The sequence below is a fragment of the Chitinophaga sp. RCC_12 genome, from assembly GCF_041360695.1.
Classification (GTDB): Bacteria; Bacteroidota; Bacteroidia; order Chitinophagales; family Chitinophagaceae; genus Chitinophaga.
In genome coordinates, this window is the sequence record NZ_JBFUPS010000004.1 from 365,110 (window position 1) to 387,700 (window position 22,591).

Below are 22,591 nucleotides of genomic sequence, written 5' to 3' on the forward strand. Positions count from 1 at the left end.
CCGGAAAGGCTTTCTTACTTCATTCATCGTCTTATCGTTGTTAAATAATTCTATTCACATGTTTGATCTTAACAACTACCTCGTAGGTGCCCTCCTGGAAAATCTGGAACTGGAACCGGGGGTTCACGTTATAGATTTTTTCGTTGGTAGGTGCATACCCTGGATCCACGGTTACAAACTGGCTGGGGATACGGTAATAGATCAGGTATCCGTACACACTTTGTAATAAGGGAAACGGCGTAGTTTCAAAGTTGCAGACCATGCTGGTATCTGTTTTCTCCAGCGGATGAAACTGTGCATAGGTCTGGAAATCACTGCGGTCGCCCCTGCGGATGATCTCTCCCTTGGCCGGGTTAAAGTAGCGACCGTTCTGGTCAGCGATCTTCAGGATAATATTGGTGCCTTCATCGGAGATCTTCCGGATGGTAACGGTGGGCACGCCGAGGTCGCCACTGGTAGTGGTGCCGTCTTTAAACCAGGCGGCGCCGCCGTCGCCCACGTGATAAGGCGGCTCGTCTATCAGGGTGAAGGTGGCAATGTTTTTATACTGTTTGCTGCCGTTCTGATTGGAAGCCTCTATATCAAATTCGTAGGTACCCAGCGGTACTTTGATGGAAGTGCCGTAAAAAGTAAAGGCGCCGGTATGCTCGTTGAATTCAAAGCAGGGGGTATTTACTTTTTGTCTCTTTTTATTCAGCAATTCTACCGTGGTATCTTTTTCCGGATCAAATTTCCCGATCCACTCATAGCGCTCATAATTAGTGAATACGGAGTCGGCATGGGTGTGTTTCACCGCATCGCGGATATCCAGGAGCTTGTACACTACCGGTGCGCTGGAACCATCGTTGCTCACGGGGTTGGTGGATTGCACCTGGCCCCGTTTTATTTTAATCGGATTATCGATGTAGCGTATCTGGTTGCTGAGAAAACCGTTTTCCACTTTGGAGCAACCGTACATAGCTGCCGAAACAGCCATCACCAGGGCGCCGAATATTTTTATATTTCTTTTCATGATCATTGCGTAAGGGTGAAAACTCAGTTAAACGTATCCGCGAAATAGGTAAATGTGTGTTTGTTATTCAACACATGCAGTATTCCGTTGGTAGTAAGTATACCGGTAGTCTGACAGCGTGCTTGCAGGTATTGCTCTGGTATGGTATTAGCCAGGTCGGCATCCGTTACAGGAACAGGATGACCGGGTTTTGCAATCAGCTTGGTCAGGTAAAGGTATACCGGGTATTGTGTGAATACGCTTCCGTCGGTATAATCTCCGCTGGGAATGCCCTGTACCAGGCGCAGTTCCCCGTCGTTTGCCCTGTACAGCTTTCCTGTTTTGGTAGCTTTGTCTAAAGGAATCAGGTCTTTGAAAAGATAAGCCCGTAAAGAATCTCTCATGGCTCCAAAATCCAGGGAGTCGAAAGTAAAGATATAGTTAGGATCTGTTCTCTGCGTGCGTTCCATTTCCTGCCGTAAATCCAGGTAGTTGGTGATATCATAGTCAGTGATGGCAAAGAAGGTTCCGGTAGCATTTACTTCTTCCTTCAAACCTGTTTTATCGATCATCAACACAACGGTATCAAAAAGCGGATTTGTTTTCAGGTAATCATAAGTAGTCATGTTTACATGCGGATCATGCAAACTGCCGCCGATCGTGTAATCCTTCTTACAGGAAAATAAAACCACGGCCATCAAAGCGATGAAAGAGAGATATATTTTATGTTTCATACAGCTGATTTTAATGGGTTAGAGTTTACCTCTCCAGTAAGGAGTTTGTGTAAGGGTGAAATCGTCTTTGAACATTGTTGGATCGATTGGCCATAACCAGCCGCCGTTTTCAAACTGCTCGCCGGGGAAATGTTCATTGTAGTCAGTCAGTCTTTTATTGCGCACCAGGTCGTAATAAGCATGGCCTTCGTAGAACAGCTCCCGGAGGCGTTCTTCGAGGATGGTATTGGCGAGGTCCTCACCAGCACCGGCATAATCATCCAGTCCTGCACGTTCGCGTACCCTGTTAAGCAGGGGCAGTGCATCGCCATCCTTACCCAGTTTGTTCAGCGCCTCAGCCCTCAGCAGCAGGATATCCGCCAACCTGAAAATGGTGAGGTTGTTGGTCATGCGGGGATCTCTTTTGGTAGAACCATCCGCATAGGCAATGTTGGAAAACTTGATGATCTGTCCCTGGTTACCGCCAAGTCCATAGAAGAAGTCTTTGAAACGGATATCTTTATCGGCATCATAAATCGACAGGTAGTTTTCATTCACCGGCCATTCGATATATCCTTTTCCATCGATAAACGGCATCATCAGCGTAACGCCTGCACCGCCATTGGTGGCCAGGGAAATTCCTTCTGACTGTCCGTCGTTGATATTGATCTCAAAAATACCTTCCTGCGTTTTGCCAATAAATACTTTCATGTAATTGGCAGAATCGATCAGCGCATAACCACCGTTGGTGATTACTTCATTTGCCGCTGCTTCACAGCCGGCGTAATCGCCTTTCCATGCCAGGATATGTGCCTGCAGGGCAAATGCAGCGCCTTTATTGGCTCTTACCGCCCGTTCAGATTCATCTTCATAACCAAAATCCAGGTTTTGTTTAGCCACTTCCAGGTCGGCCAGGCATTGCTTCCAAACGCTGTCGGCCGGGCTTCTCGGGATATTCTTTGCAGTAGACACATCCAGGTCCGGTTCCAGTTTCAACGGCACATCTCCCCAGATCCTGCTCATATAGAAGTAGGTAAAGGCGCGAAGGAAGTAGGCTTCGCCGATCACGTGCCGTTTGTTATTGATATCCGTGAATTTGCTGTCGTCGATACCCGGTACTTTATTGATGATCAGGTTTACCTGTTGGAGCAACTGGTAGTATTGCTGCCAGTTCCAGTTGTTGCCACCCACGTTCAGGCCAACAAACTGACCATTGGAAATATTGTAGTTGCCATTATCCCGGCCGCCGTCGATACTCAGTTCGCCGGATACAATGTCCCCGTATTTATGCCAGGAATTATCACGGATCAGGATATTACGCAGGATGGCATAAGCCCCGGCGAGCGATGTTTTGGCATCTGTTTCCGTAGAAAAATAAGCGCTGGTAAAAGTGGAGTTATGCGGTTCCAGGTCCAGTATTTTGGAGCAGGACGACACCAGGGAAGCTGCAGAAATAACAGCAGCTGCATAAGCGATATATAAGCGTTGTTTTTTCATGATTTTCTTTTTTATGGTTAAAGGCTAAGATCCAGTCCCAGGGTGAACTTTCTGGGAATGGGATAACCACTGCCGCTATATACTCCAAAGGCATCCACCTGCTCAGGGTCAGGGATATTTTTAGATTGTTTGAAGATATAAAGGTTGTCGGCCAGCGCATAGATCCTTAAACGTCTGAAGTGAATTTTATCCAGTACTTCCTGCTTGAAAGAGTAGGAGAGGGATACGTTTTTCACACGGAAGTAGGCGCCGCTTTCAATCCAGGCAGAACTTACCATAGCGTATTTGTAGTGGGTACCGTTTACGGAACTGAGACTTGGATAGTCTGCCTTATCGCCCGGATTTCTCCAGTAGTTGATGTTGCTCAGGTCGGGCATGGAATGGGTAGACAGGGAGTGATAGGGATCGGGATCGCCATCATCCGTAGGTACCAGCTGGGAGAGCTTTCCGGCGAGGTAGTCGTTGAACACTTTACGGCCTGCCGTGAAAGTACAGAACACATACAGCGTGAAATTCTTGTAGCTGAAGGTATTACCAAAACCGCCGGTTACTTTAGGGTTGGGGTTACCAGCCGGGATGTAGTCGGTGTTGTCGAGGATACCGTCGCCGTTGGAGTCCTGCCAGATCGGGTCACCACCTCTGAATGGATAGCCGTAGAAACTGAGCGGTAATCCGCTGGCTTTATTTACCGGTACATCTGCATCGGTAAAGTAGATGCCTGTTTTGTTAAATACGTTATAAGAGTTCAGTGGTTGTCCCTGGCGGAGCAGGTATTTATCGAGATAAATATCACGGCCGCCGTTTGGCAGGGAGGTGATCAGGTTGTCGTTATGTGCAAGGTTTAACAACGCCTGCCACTGGAATTTTGAAGATGGCTTCAGGATGTTGGCAATGAACTGCACTTCCACACCGGTGTTGCGTATGCCGATGGCATTGGCGGTGAGGATGGAGTAACCGGTGGTTACAGGTACATTCAGGTTAAAGATACCACCGTTGGTATTTTTAATGTAAGCATCTGCAACAACATTAAACCTGCCGTTATATAAGGTTACATCCAAACCGAGGTTGCTTTGTGTACTCTTTTCCCAGCTCAGGTTATTATTGGTAAGACCTTTGTCGAAATCGAGCGACACGGCCGGAATACCGTTATAGGCAAAGCCATAGTTGTTTCCTGTAGCAGGATTGGTACTGCCGGGGAAATCACCTGCGCCGATCCGGTAAGTATTATAAGAGAGGTAGTTGTCGCCACCATCCGGTTGGCGGCCGGCAACGCCGTAACTGGCGCGTAATTTCAACAGGCTAAGCCAGCTGCTGGCAGATTTGAGAGCCGGTTCGTCGCTGATTACCCAGCCACCGGATACGGAAGGGAAATAACCCCAGCGGTTATTTTTACCAAAACGGGAGGAGGCATCTGCGGTGATTACAGCGGATAACAGGTAACGTTCTTTATAGCCGTAGTTGGCTCTGAAGAAAAGCGACTGGATACCGCTCTGTAACAGGTCGGAGCGGGTATCGGCCAGGTTTTTATTGAGCACGGTAACGGTACGGATCTGGTCATTCGGTATGCCGATAGCGCTGGACTGCGTAGCCCGGTACTCCCAGTACTCTGTATTCTGACCCGCCAGGAAGTTGAACGAGTGATTGGTATTCAGCGTGGTGGTGTACTGGAGCGTATTGCTCATTAAGTAGTTGTTCGATTTATCTACAAAGCTGGTCGCCTTACCGGTTCCGTCTCTCCTTACAGCACCGGGGGTATAAGAGTCCATCCGGCTGTTGGTTTGCGTAAAGGAGATCACCGTGGTGAAGTTAAATTTACTAGAGATCTTCCATTCGATGATCGGGCTGATAGACAGGTTATCATTGCTGTTCTGATCTGTATTGCTGGTGGTATTGCCGAAAATGAAGTCTTTGTTGGCATTGCTCATATACAGCAGGGAAGTAGGCAATGCGCTGGAGGCATAGTACCCGCCGTTGAAAGGACCATAGCCGCCGGAGAGATCATTAATCGATCTTGGGCGGTCTATTTTTGAGTAGCGGATCTGTGTGTTGATCTGCACATTGGGAGAGAGGTTCAAGCCGGTGCTGCTGCTGAAGCTGTAACGCTTTAAGCCTGATTTCCGGATGATACCATCTTCGCTGTAGTAGTTGAGGCCGTAGCGGTAATTGATCAGGTTATTACCACCTGAAATGGAAAGGTCGTAGTTGTCGACCCGGCCGGTTTGATACATACCGCCCTGGTAGTCGTTGGCGTTATTGAAGGCCGGATTCAGGCTGTCGGTCAGCACCTGTGGGATATTTCTCAGGGTGCCCCAGTCGCCGTAATGGTTGATCAGGTCCATTTTTGCCCGGCGTTCTTCCGCGCCTATCAGTACTTTATCCAGTTGCGGCATTTCCGTGAAACCATGATAGGTAGCGAAATCAATTTTTGGTTTACCGGAGATCCCTCTTTTTGTTTTGATGATGATGACACCGCCTGCGCCTCTTGATCCGTAGATCGCGGCAGCAGAGGCATCTTTCAGGATATCGATGCTTTGAATATCGTTGATGGAAATACCGGCCATTACGTCGGTGTTGGTACCGGAGCCGTAATTAATGGCGGCAATGTCTTCCGTGGTTTGCGGTACACCGTCGATAACGTAAAGGGGGCCGCTCAATGCGCGGGCCAAACTGGCTTTCCCGGAATTGCTGGTAAAGTCGCTGTTGATGTTGCGGCTTACGGCGGTGTTACCACGCATTACCACGTTGCTTCTTACGCCGGGTTCACCGGAATAGTTCTGCACATCCAGGCCGGGCGCACGTCCCTGCAGCAATGCGTCGAAAGTAGGTGTAGGCACATCCAGTAATGTTTTTGGATTAATGGAAGTAACGGCCGCAGTAACTGTTTTACGGGAGGTTTCCTGGTAACCGATAACTACCACGTCTTTCAACATTTTTTTGTCTACCGGTAAAGCTACGTTCAGATGCGCGTTAGCTTCCTTTACCATTACCGAGTAAGGAAGATAGCCCATCATGCTGAAGGTAAGCGTACTGCCAGGATTCATTTTGAGTGTGTAGCCACCATCCGTGTTGGTGATAGCGCCTGCTTTGCTGTCTGAAATGCTTACAGATACGCCCGGCAACGGGTTGCCGTCTGAACCATCCTTTACTGTGCCTGATACGGTGATCTGTGTGGAGGCAGATTTTACCTGTGCGGTACCTCTCAGGCATAGGAAGGTGAGGCAGAACGTTAATAACATAACAGCGCCGTTACGGCTGTTTTGTGTAAAATTAACAGTCATGTAAATTGATTTGAAACTGATGAATGATACTGGAATGCTGATTACCCAGTTGTTATTATGATATTGGTTGACGTATTAAACCCGGAATAAATGATGTAAAACGTATTCTCTGTTGTTGACTAATTTTGATTTGACAAATACCATCGTTGCTTCCGATGGCAAAATTCTGGTCTGATAAATGCTTTTTCTGTTACTAATTTGAATTTTGGTCTGATAAATCCTTATCTTGCTAAATCGATTTTCTGATTAAATCACAGGTCTCAGAATGTGAGGATGAAATTAGTATGAACAGGAAAAATAACTTGTTAATGAAATTTAAAAGATTGTAAACAATCTTAAAAAGAAGCAGGTCTGGCCGCAGTCTGTATCTCCCTGCAGGTAAACAAAACAGTGAATTTCTTCTTCCCGTTTCCGGGTATAGATATATGGTTTAAAAATATTATATTTACGGTTGTAATAAACTATCTAACCCGAAATTATACCTATGAAACAACGCTACTTTTTTGTCGGCATCCTGCTGACCATTTTCAGTGTCCACAGCTTCGCGCAGGAGGCAGTCAACCCGGGAAGCAGGGCCAAGGCAGCTGCTGTATTTACCAAAATCCTCAACGACGCCGCTGCCGTATATCCGCCGGAGTTATCTTATCTCACGGAGGCGGGTGCGAAAATTGAATCTTCTTTCCGCGTAAGCGAAGATGGTATCCTGTCGGTGACTTTCCGCTACCCGGTGGAAACCAGTTATAGCCTTTACCGCCTTAGTGCGCCGGTGAGTTCCATTAAAGGCGTGTTTTATGATTATTATATCGGGCTGGAATTTGACGGCCCCGTGGTACACATAGCGGAGAGCGACAAGGGCAGCCGGGAGCTGAAGGAAAACAATACACTGGCGCTATTTCACATCGCCAAACCCGGCGACGGCCCCCCCGGCGAAAAGCTGAAAGTCAGGATAGAACAGGCATTACAGGCGTTCCGGGAGAATTACAAGTAAACGGTTCCTCAGAAAGCCAGGCGCACAAAAAAAACGATGCAGGCCGGCATCGTTTTTTTGTGCGCCTGTTTATATTTAAATAAACGGGTTGCATGAAAATCTTATCGCCGGGTTGGTTTAATTCAGTTCCGGGAATTGTTTGCTCACATAACCGATGAAAGTCCATATTTCCAGCACTTCTTCAAGGGCTACGGTTACGGTTTCATACTGCGGGTTCAGTGAATGCAGTGATAACGTACCGTTTTGCTTAATGTGATTGCCTACCACTTTAAATACAATTTCTTCTTCGCCACCTTTCAGTACGAGGATGCAGGCGGTATTATCTTTTAAATGGGACCAGTCCTGCAGGTATTGGGCAATAACGTGGCTGCCATCAGGAATGGGTTCCATCGAGTCGCCGCTGATGGGAAACATGCGGATGGTTTTACCCCTGGGCAAACCGGGCAGGGTAAATTTGGGCAGTGCCGAAATAAACGCCGGGTCGCTGAAGCCACTGCGGTAGCCTGCCCTGGCGCGTGCAGGAACAAACTCCATGTTTTCCTCATTGCTGTTGTCGACCGTAATCGGCAGGATACGTATATGCCTGCCTGTTAGGTCCACCTTTTTCCCGGCTTCCAATTCCAGGAGTTGTTCTTCCGGGAGCTGCGACAGGTCGGTTTTCACCATGAGGTCCAGGTCTATTTTAAAATAGCCGGAGATCAGCGCCAGGTCGTCCATCCGGGGATTGCGTGTTTTCCCGCTTTCCTGTGCGGTGATTTTGTTCCGGTTCAGTCCAAGTAAATCAGATAGGTGCTGTTGGGAAATCTTCTTTCGTGTCCGTAATAATTTGAGATTAGCGGCCCAGAAAAGGGGCTGTTTGTCCATGTATTATATATTTACGATAACTTATATTTATAATTGACAAGGACAAATGTAGGGCTTTTTACTCATTCTGTTTGTTCAGCAAACTGTTTAATTGCTGGTAGAGTGCTTCCCCGGTGAGGTCTTTATTGAAGATCATGCCGGTAGAATCTATGAGGAAGTTCTGCGGGATGGCTTTCACGCCATACACCCTGGCAGCATGGTTTTTATCTATTTTAGGATCGGCGAGGTTGGTCCACACCATGCTGTCTTCTTTAATGGCTTCGAGCAAATATTTCCGGTCGGCCGGCGGATCGAGTGCCACGCTGATAATAGTAAAGTTTTTATCCTTGAACTGTTTGTAAACTTCCTGGATCTTGCGGTGTTCGCGTCTGCAGGGTTCGCACCAGGAGGCCCAGAAATCCAGGAATACGGTTTTGCCTTTGAAGTCGGAGAGCCTTACCATTTTCCCGTTCATGTCGGGTACTTCAAAGTCGGGTGCATCTGATCCTACTGTGAGGCTCCTGGCCCGGGCAATTTCTGCTGCAAAGGCTTTTCCTTCGGTGGTATTGCGTATTTCTTCGGAGAGTTTAAGGAAGATAGGTTCTATCAGGTCGGGGTTTACATCCAGGCCGGCCAGTTCTTCCAGTGCCATGAGGCTATAAAAGGAGTTGGGATTTTCAGCAATGTATTTATGTTGAAGCAGTTTTTGTGCTTCGTAGGACACGCGGTACTGCAGGGCCATTTGCTGCTGGAATCCTTTGTCGTCTTTTTTACTGGCCGGCGCCCTGTTATATTCTTTTGAAAGCTGCCGGATGGATTTCAGGACAGATTTCATGGATTTATTAAAGTTGGCTGCTTCCTCGTTGATGGGGGAAGAAATGCGCGCTTTGCTCACATGTTCCCTGATCAACACTTTGGTGGTTCCCTTTTCCAGGAAAAAAATCCTGGTGTCCGCGTCTGGCGGGAGCTGCATAAAATCGATGCCGCCTCCTTTGGTATCGAGGATGAGCATGGCCCGAACGGGGCCTTCCACCGTACCTTCAAAACGGAATTCACCATTTTGTACCACTGCCGAGTCGACTACCAGCACATCATTCACCACTTTGTTCAGGTACACTTTTACGGGGCCGTTCTGTTTGGTAAGTTTGCCGTTCAGGATATATTTTGCGGGTTGGGCATTTATGAGTGCGGGCAAACACAGTGCTATAAGTGTTATTTTTTTCATAAGATATGCTATCAGGAGTCTAAACTATCAACAAAATTTATTCATTTGCAATACAGGACTTTTGTTAATCCTGAATAACATACAATACAGCGTTATGGCAAATCAAAGTAAGTCGCCGCACATACTGAATACCTCTACGAACCTGCTGGGCTTTTGCCTGATCGTATTAACTTCCATTAAAGTGGCTCATTTCAATCATGCCACCATTATAGATGACTGCACCGGGATAGCGGCCATCCTGCTGATGGCGAGTTGCCTGTTGTCTTTTTTATCGTTGAAAAGCAACGAAGGGCGGACCAGTGAGCGGTTGGAACAGGTAGCTGATTATACCTTCCTGGTGGCATTAATATGCATAAGTATCACAATTGTTTTTGTATCTTTTAATCTGCTGAGCTAGTTGGCGTTGCCATCGATAGCTCTTTTTAGCAGGTTTGTTTACGGTTTTCATTGTAATATCTCCCCTGTACCATGACGATTCGCATATATGAAGAAACCAGGAAGGTCTGGAATATACTGGCTGAGCGTAATGATCCGCCGGATCTGGCGCTGGAGATGGAAGTCCATAAGAAAGTGCTTAGTTTTTTCCAGGTGGGAGCGTGCTACTACTTTATATTTAATGCGGTAAAGGGAGAACTCGACTTCATGCATCCGGGTGTATACGATGTGCTGGGTTATAACGCGGATGAATGTACGATTACGGAGATGATGTCACGTATCCACCCGGAGGATGTGGCCAGTTTCCTGGAGTTTGAGCAGGCGGCGGTGGATTTCTTTTCCCGGCTGCCACCCGAAAAAGTATTGAAGTATAAAGTCCGTTACGATCTGCGTGTGCGGAAAGCCAACGGCGAATATGTGCGGTTGCTGCAGCAGTCCACCTGCATACAACACGATGAAACCGGCGCGGTATTACGCAGCTTATGCGTGCATACAGATATCACCCATCTGAAACCCACTGGTCACCCGGTATTATCTTTTATAGGGCTGGAGGGGGAACCATCTTTTACCAATGTGGAAATCCGGAAAACGCTCACACCCAGCCGGGAAGTATTGACCAAAAGGGAAAAAGAGATCCTTCGTTTGGTGCTGGCCAGTATGCCCAGCCGGGAAATTGCTATTCATTTAAATATCAGTAAACTTACGGTGGACAAGCACCGTAAAAACATGCTGAAGAAAACGGGGATCAAATCGGCTGCTGAACTGGTGGTAAAGGCGGTGAAGGAGGGGTGGGTTTAATGCAGCGGATTTTGTCTTTCTGCCTGATTACGCTGATTATAATGATTTTTATTTTTTGATTAAGGAAGGATGGAGATAAGATCCGGAGAGACAGGGCAACGTGATTGATAGATACATGTAAATATATTATCATTTAAAATGGATAATTGTTTATATTGATCTTTTTTTATAACATTGTTATGTCAACCAAAAGTTTCACGATAACAACCAGAACAACAAAGAGAACCGCTGATTCTCGTTTTTTTTGTCCACTAAGCAAAAACGTTTTAGCATACACATGAAGATGGCTGAGATTAGTGAATGGCAGGTGCAGATAGCGCGTTATGATGATGAACAGGCATTTGCCCGTTTGTTCCGTCATCTGTACGACCGTTTATTGCATTTCTGTATCCGGTATGTGCATGTAAAGGAAGCGGCAGAGGAAATAGTGTCCGACGTTTTTGTTAAGCTCTGGAACCGCCGTAAGGAAATAGAACAGGTATCTAACCTGGAGGTATATCTTTTTGTGGCCGTAAAAAATCATTCGCTCAATTACCTGGAGCAATATTCCCACCTGCGCATTGTACCGCTTTCCGGTTCAGATACGGCCGATCTGCGCAACAGCATCGACCTGGAACGCGACCTGGAATGGAAGGAAATGCGTTTTAAAATGGACCAGATCGTGTCCTCGCTGCCGGCCCAATGCCGCCGCATTTTCCAGCTGATCAAAGAAGACGGCTTCAAATACAAGGAGGTCGCCGAAATCCTCAACATCTCTCCCCGCACGGTGGAAACGCAGCTTTCCCGCGCCATGCGCCGCCTGAACGAAGGGCTGGGCGCCATCGGCAAAACGAAGGAAATGTTGCCGCCGCTGATCGTGCTGCTGGCCGTGTCTGCACTGCTCGCCTTCGGCGAGGGAAATTGTCTTGGAGCAGGATTACACTGATTATACTGATTTTCTGGATTTTGTTTCTTTGGATTTTATTAATGATTAGGGGAGATTATAAGCGGATAGCTTCGCTTATATCTCACCAACAAATGCTGTTAAAATCAAAAAAATCCAAAAGAACAAAATCCAGAAAATCAGTATAATCAGTGTAATCCTGAGTAAGACAACCTCCGCGGAAAATATTTTTTCCGCGCTTGTAAGTAGTTTTCCCTCCGCCACCTGTCCTTATACCTGAACACGATTCCATTTTATGATAAACGAAGAACATTTCGTCTTACTGGTTACCCGTAAACTGGCGGGAGCTGCAACGCCCGCGGAACTGGCGGAGCTGGATGCCCTGCTGGAACAGCACCCGGTATTGAAAGAGAAATATCATCACCTCCACCACTATTTTGAAGATCCGCGTCACCTGTCGGCCGAAAATACGGAACAGGCCCTGCAGCGAACGATGTCTAAAATAAAACAACAAACGACTAACATCCATCCGATGGAGCCTAAGAGATCCGGGAGATGGAAATGGGTAGCTGCTGTTGCTGCCACCATATTGTTACCGGTCGGCGTCCTCTGGTTTTTTAACGCTACACGTAAGATACCGGATGCCGGACGAGAACAATGGGTGAAACGCAGTAACGGCAAGGCTACCCGGTCGTTTATTGAACTGGCCGACGGCAGTAAGATCTGGCTGAATGCAGAAAGCATGATCACTTACCCGGAAAAATTCCGTGGCGACAACCGCGAGATCTTCCTGGAAGGAGAAGCCTTTTTTGATGTAGCCACCAACGCCAAACGTCCTTTTATTGTACACCTGAAAAAAGGGACTATTAAAGTACTGGGCACCTCTTTTAATATCCGGGCCTATGAAAATGAACCGGTGCAAACCGCCGTGGTAACAGGAAAAGTAGCCTTCATTCCACGCTATGAAGGAACCAAAAAGATTAGTGATACCATCCTGGTAACACCTGATGTAAAGGTAACCTATACCGCCAGCAGCGGCACCCTCATCAAAGGCAATACCATCGGGTCGGAAGATAAAGCCTGGACAGAAGGACGGCTTATTTTCAGAAATGCCACCCTGGAAGAAATCGGCGCCAGCCTGCAACGCAATTTCAACAAGCGGGTAGAGTTTGAAGCCAACGCACCAAAACAGTACCGGTTAACCGGGGCTTTCCATAATAACTCCCTGGAAGATATTATGTACTACCTCAGTAAATCGAAAGCATTCCACTACCGCATCACCGATTCAACATTAGTTATAGGAGAATAATCACATCAAGCCAACACCAATATTTATTCATTTTTAATCACCACTACGTTATGAGAAAGGTATTATACAAGCCTTCTTTTCGTCCGCCTTTCCTGTCGCTGATAATCTGCTTATCGCTGCTGAGCGTGCTGGATCTGCATGCGCAGGTAGCCTATGCGGCAGGGTTACGCCGGCAGGTGCAACATCAGCCGGTAAAGGAACGGGAAAGACCTCCCGCCATGAATCAACTGATCAGCCTGCAGGTCGACAATGCCAGCCTCGCACTGGTACTGGAAAAGATCGAAGCACAAACCTCCCTGGTTTTTGTGTATTCCAACGATGATATTAAAGCAGCACAAAAAATATCCCTGAACGTAAAGGATAACAAACTGGATGATGTACTGCAGATGATCCTGTTGCCGCTGGAAATCAACTATGAATTCATCGCCAATAAAATTATCCTGAAGCATAATAATCTTACTGCTGATAATGATCAGCAGCAGGATATTACTATTACCGGCCGCGTAGTGGATAACAAAGGAGAAAACATTCCCGGCGCCAACGTCCGCGTAAAAGGAATGAGTGTGGGTACCGTTACCAATGCGGAAGGCAACTACACGCTGAAGATCCCTGCCAGCGCCGCTAACGGCACCCTGATATTTTCTTCCGTAGGATATGTAACTTCCGAAATAGCGATCAGCGGAAGGAACAGCATCATTGCCATGCTGAATGTAGATTCCAAAGACCTGGGAGAAATCGTGGTAACGGCTTATGGCCAGCAGAAGAAAACACAGGTAACCGCCGCCATCAGCACCATTAATTCAAAAGACATCACCAGCAGGCCGGCCGTGAACATGTTCCAGGCTTTGCAGGGACAGGCGCCCAACCTCATCATGCAGCAAAACACTGCGGAACCCGGCGCCCCGATGACCATGAACATCCGCGGGGTAGGTAGCTTAACCGGCAATGCTCCACTGGTCATCATCGATGGTGTGCAGGCAGGAGGCAATGGTTTGCAGAACCTCAACCCCTACGATGTGGAAACCATTTCTGTATTGAAAGATGCAGCATCGGCTGCCATTTACGGTTCGCAGGCCGCCAACGGAGTGATCTATATTACCACGAAGAAAGGTAAGAAAGATGAACATCCTTCAGTTAGCTACAACGGTATGTATGGCTGGCAAATGCCCACCACGCTGCCCCGGCAGATGGAAGCATGGCAGTACATGACCCTGAAAAATGAAGCCCTCGTGAACTCCGGCAAAACGCCGCAGTATACGCCAGGTGATATACAGTCGTGGCACGACCGTGGCTCCGAACCCGCCATGCTCACCGAAATGATCCGTAAATACACGCCGCAGCAAAGTCACAATTTAAGTTTAAACGGCGGCGGTAAAACCAGCAGCTACCTGTTATCGCTGGGTTACCTCGACCAGGGCAATATGCTCCAGAATAAATATGTGCCGCAGGACTTTTACTACAAGCGTTACAACGCCCGCCTCAACATGTCGGTGGATGTGAGCAAATACGTGAAAGTAAGCGGTAACGTAGCCTATACCCGCTCCACTTATCGCACACAGGTATCTGATATCGGCTTCCTGATGCGCGATGCGATGCGTGTGCCACGTACCACTGCCGTGAAAGATACGCTGGGCAACTGGGTGGTGCCACCACTGACCAGCAACAGCGTAATGGCTTTACTGGCACAAAGCGGATACAGGTTGAGAACCGTAGATAATTTGATGGGAGGAATTGATGTAGTGATTACACCGGCAGATCATTTTAAGATCAACCTGAATGCTTCCGGTAATTATAATATTGATAATACCGTTACCCGTATTAATAAATTCACGTATGCACCTTATTATACTACCGCCACACCGCCGTTGTATAATGAGATGCATAATTCCGAATACAAGGATCTGACAACAAACGTATATGGTACCGTAGAGTATGAGAATACCTTTGGTAAGCATTATGTAAAAGGACAGGTGGGCGTGCGCAGTGATGCGGTGAATGAAGGTTACGGCTTCCGTGCCGACCGTTTTGGTACTACCAACCTGGACAACGACTGGGCTATCGGTGGTGGCTATATCCCTAAACCGGATGGCACCTTCGATTACAGGGATATCGGTACCTATAACGATATGAGCAATCCTAACCTGTATGCGCTGAATTCTCTTTTCGGAAGATTTAACTACGTTTATAACGATAAATACCTGGCAGAAGTAACCTGGCGTTACGACGGTTCTTCCAAGCTGGCTCCAGGCCACCGCTGGCAGTTCTTCCCGGCATTTTCACTGGGATGGAGACTGACAGACGAAGCGTTTATGGAAGAAGTAAAGGATAAGATCGGCAACTTTAAACTGCGCTATTCCTGGGGACAGGTGGGTAACTCCAACATCGGCGGATTCAACTACCTGGCCAGGGTAAGACTGACAGATGACCGTAATTCTCCGTATACCACCGGTAGTTATTCGTTTAATAACACGCCTGCTATTGGCGCTACTTTCTCTACTTACAACGACCTGTTGCAGTGGGAAATTTCTACCATGAGCAACTATGGTATCGATGCAGATTTCCTGAAGGGTGCTTTAACAGCGTCTTTCGATTATTTTAATAAGACAACAGACGGGATCTATCTTTTCCAGACGGTACCAGGAACCGCAGGTACTGCCGCTCCGCTGGAAAACGTGGGTAAGGTAAATAACAAAGGCTGGGAACTGGCTGTGAATTACAGGATGACCACCGGTAAATTCCACCACAACTTTGGGTTCAACCTCGCCGATAACCTGAACAAGGTGATTAAATTCGGCCAGGAATCAGTGCGTGGTTCCGATGTAACCTTTATCATTAAAGAAGGATTTCCTATCGCTTCTTACTATGGTTATAAATCCGACGGATTATACCAGAACCTGGACGATATAAAGAATGCGCCTAAAGTACCGTTTGCCTACAACCAGCAGGTGATGCCGGGAGATGTGAGATATATTGACCGTAATAAAGATGGGGTGATCGATGAAAACGACCGCTACATCTTTGGTAATCCTTTCCCGCGTTACACTTTTGGCTTTAACTACAGCGTAAGCTGGAAGAACTTCGATATGACCATGTTCTGGCAGGGCGTGGGCAAGCGTTCCCAGTTCCTGAGAGGCGATATCGTGGAGGCATTCCATAACAATGAAGACCACGCCATGGTGCAGCACCTCGACCGCTGGACGCCTACCAATCCGGGCGCATCTTACCCACGGTTAACTATCGGTTCTGCTGATGCCAACAACTTCGCTTATTCCGATTACTGGCTGTTTGATACCAAATACCTGCGTCTGAAAAACTTCCAGCTGGGCTACAACCTGCCTGCAGCTTTAGTGAACAGGGCGCGTATCCAGGGTGTACGTGTATACTTTACCAGCCAGAACCTGATAACGATCATGCCTAAACGCTTCCGTGAAATAGGCGTGGACCCTGAGTTTACGCAGTTTGATGATAAGTTGTCCATGTCTAATTACAACCCTATTGCCGGGCGTAATTACCCGAATGCGGCCACTTTTGCTTTTGGTCTGGATGTTAAGTTTTGATGCCTAAACAATCAATTGTATGAAGAAATTAGTTTTATCAATATTAATGGCCGGCACTTTGTTCAGTTGCCGTAAACTGGATCAGCCGATCACCCGGGAGTTTACTGAAACTGCCTACTGGCGTGATTCACAGGATGCCCTCGATGCATTAACCGCCTGCTATGAACATCTTTCAAAAGATGATTATTTCTTTGGAGATGAAGCGCTGAGTGATAATGCGTATAACAGCGGCGGCGGCATGATGAATGTAAATGCCATCTCCAACGGCGGTTATGATGGCGCCAACGGGCGTGTATCGGATACCTGGTCGTATTACTACACCACTATCCGCAGGTGCAATACCGTTACCACCAATATAGACCGCGTACCCAATATGGATCCTGCGCTGAAAGCCCGCATCCTGGCAGAAACCCGCTTTATCCGGGCGTACGCTTACTTTCAGCTCACTGCCTGGTATGGTGATGTGCCTTTCTACACGGACCTTATCACCATTGATGCTTCCCGTACCATTGCACGTACGGATAAGAACACCGTCCAGGAATTTATATTAGCAGAGCTGGCGGATATCCAGAAAGACCTGCCTACTAACACGCAACAAGTGCAGAACGACCGTGGCCGCATTACCCGTGGAGCAGCCATCGCTATGAGCGCCCGTGTACACCTGTTCCGCAGCGAATGGGCAGCTGTGGTAGCAGATTGCGAAAAGTTGATCGGCAAAACAGACAATGGCGCATATGCCTTGTTTGGCAGCTATAGCGGCCTGTTTACCGTAGCCAATGAATATAACAGTGAAGTGATCCTGGACCTGCAATATGGCGGTGGCAGAACATACGACAAGCAACGTTCCTTCATGCCGCAAACCATTGCCGCGCTGAGAAGTGTACTGGTGCCTACCCAGGACCTGGTAAATGATTATATCATGGCTAACGGTAAAGCCATTGGTGAAGCCGGTTCCGGTTACAATGAGAACACGCCGTATATCAACAGGGACCCGCGCTTTGAGGCTACCATCCTGCATCATGGCTCTAAGGTGATTGATTTCGCAGGAGCGGAGCAAACCATTCTTACGCAGCCGGGTTCTGTGCCTGCTACCAATACAGTAGACGACCAGGGCGCTTCTCCCACCGGTTACTATTTCTACAAATATTATGATCGCGCTGCTACCAATTATGCTTCCGGGTTGAACCTGATCATGATCCGTTATGCCGATGTACTGCTGATGTATGCAGAGGCAAAAAATGAGTTGGGGCAGATGAATGCGGCCGTATGGAATCAAACGATTCAGCCTATCCGTGTGCGTGCCGGCTTTAACGATGCTGGCGCCACGCAGTTTAATACAGCGCTTAACCAGGATCAGCAGCGTGTGGTGATCCGCCGGGAAAGAAGAGCTGAGCTGGCGTTTGAAGGACTGCGTATTTACGATGTTCGTCGCTGGAAAATTGCGGAGGTAGTGATGAACAGACCAGTGAGAGGCATCAAAGTAACTTCCGGTGCATTCAATAAAGATCCGAACGGCTACATCATCGTGGAAAACAGGTTGTTTACAAATCCCAAACACTACCTGTGGCCGGTGCCAACCGTAGAACGCGATCAGAATAAAAATCTTTCACAAAATCAAGACTGGTAATATCCTTCCACCTAAAACTGTAATAACATGCAAAAATATCTGATCATCATACTGAGTGTTTTATTCTTTAGTTGCAAGAAAGACGATTATTCACTCAACACCAATATGCAGCCGGTGCCAAAGCTCACTGCGCCGCTGGACAATAAATACATCAAGCTGCAGCCTACTACCAGCGCTACCGTGAGCTTTGAATGGGACCAGGCCCGCGCCGAAGATGGCTCCCTGGTGCAGTATGAAGTAGCCTTTGATAAAGCCGGCGGCGATTTCTCTGCGCCTGTGGCAAAATTTTCTTCTGATGGCGGCGGTGTGCAGAACAAACTGACTTTGTCGCATAAAGACCTGAACAGCGTAGCGGGTAAAGCGGGCATTGCTTCCCTTGCTACCGGAAAACTGATATGGACGGTACTGGCATCCAAAGGATATAACATCCAGAAGGCCGCCGAAACAAAAACCATTGAAGTAGAAAGACCTAATGGTTTTGCGGAAATCCCTACAGATGTGTACCTCACCGGTGAAGCTACCGAAGCGGGCGCTGACCTGTCGAAGGCCCTGAAGCTGAAATCCACTGCTCCGGGGGTATATGAAATTTATACATCTCTCAAAAACGGTAAATATCATTTCACCAGCAGGAATACCGGCACACCGGATACTTATTCCATTACCGGTACTGCTGTAAAAGAAGGTGGTGAAAGTGAACAAACCGCGGGTACTAAAGTATATCGCCTCCGCCTGGATTTTAATAATGCCGCAGCAACCGTAACGGAGATAGGTACTATTGGTCTTTGGTTTGCGCCGCTCAATAAATTTTTATTCGAGATCAATTATGCCGGTGGCGGTACCTGGAAAATCCAGAGCCAGCTGATCACTTTCAAACAGGAATCATGGGGCCGTGATGAGCGGTATAAATTCCGTATTAATGTAAAAGACAGTGATGGCAATGCCGGTGAAGAGTGGATAGGCAGTTCCAATGCAGATAACAACCGTCCAACTTCCGCTACACCGTTGAGTTTCTGGGAGCTGCGTCCTATTACCAACAATGACCAGTGGAACTACTGTTACAAGTTTGCTACCGAAGCAGACAATAAGAATTGTGATGTGAACCTGTACTTCACCACGGATAAAAATTACACCCACGAAATCATCGTAAAATAATGACCGCTATGAAGCTGATACGATATTCCCTTTTAATGCTCTCCCTGGCCTTCACTGCATGTTTGAAAGAACCTGTAGATGATGGCCCGGGTCCGGGAGCCAACAAGGCACGTTATGTTTTCGATTGGGCGCAGATCGGTGATTCCTCTTTACAGGGGCTCACCAGCAATTTCTGGAACCAGGAAAAATATTTTAACGCCAACAATGCCGGTAATGCCACTTTTAACTACTGGCCCAATGCGCATGCACTGGACGTACTAACGGATGCCTATATACGTAAAAATGACCCGGCTATCAAAGCCCGTATGGATGATTTGCTGGCGGGCATGAAAACAAAGAACGGCGGTACTTACATCAACCATTTCTATGATGATATGGAGTGGATGAACCTTGCCTGTTTACGCGCTTTTGAAGCCACCGGCGATACCCGGTATAAAGATGTGGCCGTATTGCTGTGGAACGATATCAAAGGCGGCTGGGATGATGTATGGGGCGGTGGTATCCACTGGAACAAGGATAAATCTAAGAACTACAAGAATACGCCTGCCAATGCGCCTGCGTGTATTATTGCCTGCCGGATGTATGGTCTTACCCAGAACCCGGATGATATTGCCTGGGCAAAAAAGATCTACGACTGGCAGAAAGCCACGCTGGTAGACCCGGTTACCGGTCTCGTTTGGGATGGTATTAACCAGGACGGCAGCGGCCAGGTAACCAAGAACTGGAACTTCACTTACAACCAGGGGGTGTTTATTGGCGCAGGGGTGGAGTTGTATAAACTGACTGGTCAGAATGTATATATCAATGATGCATTGAAAACCGCCAACAACACTTTAGCTGGTGGATTTACCAATGCCAATATCCTGAAAGATGAAGGCGGTGGAGACGGTGGTTTGTTCAAGGGAGTGCTGGTGCGTTACCTGATGTTGCTGATCACCGATGGCAGTATCAGCAGCACGGATGTGGCGAAGTATGCCGCTTTCCTGCAGCTGAACGCAGAAACGTTGTGGCTGAAAGGCACGACGCGCCCGCAGGTGTTATTTAACAAGGACTGGTCCACCATGGCTGCCGGCAGCGACCTCACCACCCAGTTGAGTGGCGCTATGCTCATGGAAGCCGCAGTGAAGCTGAAGAGTATGGGACTGATGAAGTAATGAAAATGATAAAGATGGGGAGAAGAATAGTGAGGCTTACCTTTTGGTGTTTGCTGTCTGCCGGCAGCGTATTTGCCCAAAGCAACAGGCAAAAGGCAGAGATGCTGCAGCAGGCAGTGAACAAATATTTGTATGAGCGCAAAACCGGTTTGTACATCCAAACCAGCGACCGTACAAAGAATCATAATCCGCATGCCGACCTATGGGGCCTTTGCGGGCTCATACAAGCCACCAATGAAATGGAACGGATCCATCCTGGTAAAGTGTACATGGCGCCGGTGGTGGAGGCAATTAACCAGTATTATGATCCTGTTCCACCTGCACCGGGATATGCATCTTACGTAGTGAAGGAAAGGCGGGAGGATAGGTACTACGACGATAACCAGTGGATTGGCATTGCGTACCTGGATGCGTATGCGCGTACCAGGAAGAAGTGGTACCTGGGCAAAGGAACGGAGATCTACCGTTTTATGATGACGGGATACGATACCGTTAGTGGTGGTGGCTTATATTGGAAAGAAAGGGATATTACCACGAAGAACACCTGTTCCAACGGACCGGCTATTTTACTGGCGCTGCAGTTGTATGATGCGGTGCATAAGCAGGCCTACCTGGATACTGCTTTGTTGTTGTACAACTGGGTAAACAGGTATCTCCGCAGTGAGGACGGCGTGTATTGGGATGCCATAAAGCCGGCGGAAAACAACCGTATTGATTCTGCCACGTATACTTACAATGCCGGCGTTATGCTGGAGGCCAATGTAAAGCTGTACCGCATTACAAAGAATGCGCAGTATTTAAAAGAGGCCCGTCATATTGCAGAAGGCAGCTACAGGCGGTTTTTCAGGAACGGAAAGTTTCCTTCGTCGTACTGGTTTAATGCCGTATTGCTAAGGGGATACGAAGCGTTGTACAGGACAGATAACAATCCGAAGTACATCCGTGCCATGCAGGAGTATGCCGGTAAGGTATGGGAGCAGGAGAGGAACAGCAGCAACAACATGGTGGGTAACCGCCCGGAAAAAGAGCTGCTGGGACAGGCGGGGATGATGGAAATTTACGCCCGGCTGGCCGGTATATAAATCATGGAAATAAAATTATAAGGGCCCGTAGCATTTATTGTTACGGGCTTTTTCGTGTGAGCCCGGGTTATTATTTTGCTATAATATTACATAATTCCTTAATTTTATAATTTTTATTATTAATTTATCCCGGGAAGCGTTATTTCCTGACCATCTTAGAAAAGAGAAGAAGACAACCTATCCTATCCTATGAGGCTGATGTTATTGCTGCTTTTTGCTTTCGTGCCGGTATCTGTTTTGGGACAGACGGCGGCGCCGGCGGGTAAAAAGGGGAATCGCGCAACGGAATTCCAGATGAAGGAGGGCAGTTATCTCAGCTTTGCCCAGGTTAATTTAAGTCTTGGTGAAATAGGCTTCCGCGTGGAAGTGGCATCGGAGCACAAAAAGAGTAATGCCCGGCTGGAGTTCCGGATAGATAAACCCAAAGGTAAAATTATCGGTACCCTTGATATTCCTTATACGGGAGACAGTACCTACGCGTTGAAGTTAACGGGTAACCTGCGTCATGCCGAAGGCGTGCATGATCTGTACCTGGTAGCGAAGGGTGGGATGCCGTTCAGCATTACGGCATTTGGCTTTATTTTTAATTATTAATATAGGCGTTTCCGTTATTTTTTTGGAAAATTAAAATAGCTGCTTATCTTTGCGCTCCCTGACACGATATCAGTTGCCCAGATGGCGAAATTGGTAGACGCACTGTGTTCAGGTCGCAGCGCCTGCAAGGGTGTGCTGGTTCGAATCCAGTTCTGGGCACTAAGGTGGACAAATCGAGATTTTCTTCGGTTTGTCCATTTTTATTTTTATCAAGCCCGCGTCCAGACCGTACGTCGAAATGTGGTACGTCCCTCTCCTAATTATGCAGAATACCGGGTATGTACTTTATTGTGTTCTCAATAATAAGTCCCGCGTTATGAACTTTAACGCTATCCCTTTTAATCTAAAAACGGGACTGGGGAAAGGCAGGCAACACAAAAAAACACTTAACAAACATGTAATTAAATACTTCATGGCAAGGTAATTAGGGTTGATCTGAACTTCGAACATAATTAATTACATGAA

17 protein-coding genes and 1 tRNA gene are annotated in these 22,591 nt (G+C 47.5%); 12 read left to right on the top strand and 6 right to left on the bottom strand.

Features of this window, described 5'->3' with window-relative positions; translation table 11 throughout:
* Positions 1 to 40 precede the first annotated feature (40 nt).
* From AB6805_RS14595 to AB6805_RS14610, 4 genes are read right to left on the bottom strand one after another with little or no spacing between them, the layout of a single operon-like run.
* The gene (locus AB6805_RS14595; protein WP_370910162.1) at positions 41 to 1,012 is read right to left on the bottom strand and encodes a DUF5007 domain-containing protein; all 972 of its coding nucleotides are present in this window, start codon (positions 1,010 to 1,012) and stop codon (positions 41 to 43) included.
* A gap of 23 nt (positions 1,013 to 1,035) precedes the next feature.
* A complete protein-coding gene (locus tag AB6805_RS14600) occupies positions 1,036 to 1,725 on the bottom strand; it encodes a hypothetical protein (protein ID WP_370910163.1) in 690 nt (229 codons plus the stop codon).
* An 18-nt stretch (positions 1,726 to 1,743) separates the two neighbouring features.
* On the bottom strand, positions 1,744 to 3,201 hold the full coding sequence (locus tag AB6805_RS14605) for a RagB/SusD family nutrient uptake outer membrane protein (protein WP_370910164.1): 1,458 nt from the start codon (positions 3,199 to 3,201) through the stop codon (positions 1,744 to 1,746).
* A 17-nt stretch (positions 3,202 to 3,218) separates the two neighbouring features.
* Positions 3,219 to 6,479 (bottom strand): SusC/RagA family TonB-linked outer membrane protein, encoded by a 3,261-nt coding sequence (locus AB6805_RS14610; protein WP_370910165.1) that lies wholly within the window; start codon positions 6,477 to 6,479, stop codon positions 3,219 to 3,221.
* Between the two features lie 484 nt (positions 6,480 to 6,963).
* On the opposite strand from AB6805_RS14610, the gene AB6805_RS14615 reads away from it, so the two are divergent.
* On the top strand, positions 6,964 to 7,467 hold the full coding sequence (locus AB6805_RS14615; RefSeq protein WP_370910166.1) for a hypothetical protein: 504 nt from the start codon (positions 6,964 to 6,966) through the stop codon (positions 7,465 to 7,467).
* A gap of 117 nt (positions 7,468 to 7,584) precedes the next feature.
* On the opposite strand, the gene AB6805_RS14620 is transcribed toward AB6805_RS14615, so the two are convergent.
* Both AB6805_RS14620 and AB6805_RS14625 read right to left on the bottom strand, forming a co-directional pair.
* Positions 7,585 to 8,331 carry an XRE family transcriptional regulator gene (locus tag AB6805_RS14620; RefSeq protein ID WP_370910167.1) on the bottom strand — a complete coding sequence of 249 codons (747 nt, stop codon included), beginning with the start codon at positions 8,329 to 8,331 and terminating at the stop codon, positions 7,585 to 7,587.
* Positions 8,332 to 8,389: 58 nt separating this feature from the next.
* The gene (locus AB6805_RS14625; protein WP_370910168.1) at positions 8,390 to 9,535 is read right to left on the bottom strand and encodes a redoxin domain-containing protein; all 1,146 of its coding nucleotides are present in this window, start codon (positions 9,533 to 9,535) and stop codon (positions 8,390 to 8,392) included.
* Positions 9,536 to 9,629: 94 nt separating this feature from the next.
* Between AB6805_RS14625 and AB6805_RS14630 the strand changes: the two genes are divergently transcribed.
* From AB6805_RS14630 to AB6805_RS14680, 11 genes are all read left to right on the top strand, one after another.
* Positions 9,630 to 9,932 carry a hypothetical protein gene (locus AB6805_RS14630; RefSeq protein WP_370910169.1) on the top strand — a complete coding sequence of 101 codons (303 nt, stop codon included), beginning with the start codon at positions 9,630 to 9,632 and terminating at the stop codon, positions 9,930 to 9,932.
* 71 nt (positions 9,933 to 10,003) lie between these two features.
* Positions 10,004 to 10,768 (top strand): LuxR C-terminal-related transcriptional regulator, encoded by a 765-nt coding sequence (locus AB6805_RS14635; RefSeq protein ID WP_370910170.1) that lies wholly within the window; start codon positions 10,004 to 10,006, stop codon positions 10,766 to 10,768.
* 277 nt (positions 10,769 to 11,045) lie between these two features.
* Positions 11,046 to 11,693 (top strand): RNA polymerase sigma-70 factor, encoded by a 648-nt coding sequence (locus AB6805_RS14640; protein WP_370910171.1) that lies wholly within the window; start codon positions 11,046 to 11,048, stop codon positions 11,691 to 11,693.
* Positions 11,694 to 11,946: 253 nt separating this feature from the next.
* The gene (locus AB6805_RS14645) at positions 11,947 to 12,960 is read left to right on the top strand and encodes a FecR family protein (protein WP_370910172.1); all 1,014 of its coding nucleotides are present in this window, start codon (positions 11,947 to 11,949) and stop codon (positions 12,958 to 12,960) included.
* A 50-nt stretch (positions 12,961 to 13,010) separates the two neighbouring features.
* Entirely contained in the window at positions 13,011 to 16,517 is a 3,507-nt protein-coding gene (locus AB6805_RS14650) for a TonB-dependent receptor (RefSeq protein WP_370910173.1), read from the top strand.
* 19 nt (positions 16,518 to 16,536) lie between these two features.
* Complete coding sequence (locus AB6805_RS14655) at positions 16,537 to 18,144, top strand: RagB/SusD family nutrient uptake outer membrane protein (protein ID WP_370910174.1); 1,608 nt, start codon at positions 16,537 to 16,539, stop codon at positions 18,142 to 18,144.
* A 27-nt stretch (positions 18,145 to 18,171) separates the two neighbouring features.
* Positions 18,172 to 19,296, top strand: coding sequence for a SusE domain-containing protein (locus AB6805_RS14660; protein ID WP_370910175.1), 1,125 nt, complete (start codon positions 18,172 to 18,174; stop codon positions 19,294 to 19,296).
* Between the two features lie 8 nt (positions 19,297 to 19,304).
* A complete protein-coding gene (locus tag AB6805_RS14665) occupies positions 19,305 to 20,450 on the top strand; it encodes a glycoside hydrolase family 76 protein (RefSeq protein WP_370910176.1) in 1,146 nt (381 codons plus the stop codon).
* A 14-nt stretch (positions 20,451 to 20,464) separates the two neighbouring features.
* Positions 20,465 to 21,532: a glycoside hydrolase family 76 protein gene (locus tag AB6805_RS14670; protein ID WP_370910177.1), complete on the top strand. Its 1,068-nt coding sequence runs from the start codon at positions 20,465 to 20,467 to the stop codon at positions 21,530 to 21,532.
* Positions 21,533 to 21,721: 189 nt separating this feature from the next.
* Positions 21,722 to 22,126, top strand: a complete 405-nt coding sequence (locus AB6805_RS14675) for a carbohydrate-binding protein (protein WP_370910178.1) — start codon at positions 21,722 to 21,724, stop codon at positions 22,124 to 22,126.
* Positions 22,127 to 22,201: 75 nt separating this feature from the next.
* A tRNA-Leu gene (locus AB6805_RS14680) sits at positions 22,202 to 22,285 on the top strand.
* Positions 22,286 to 22,591 lie beyond the last annotated feature (306 nt).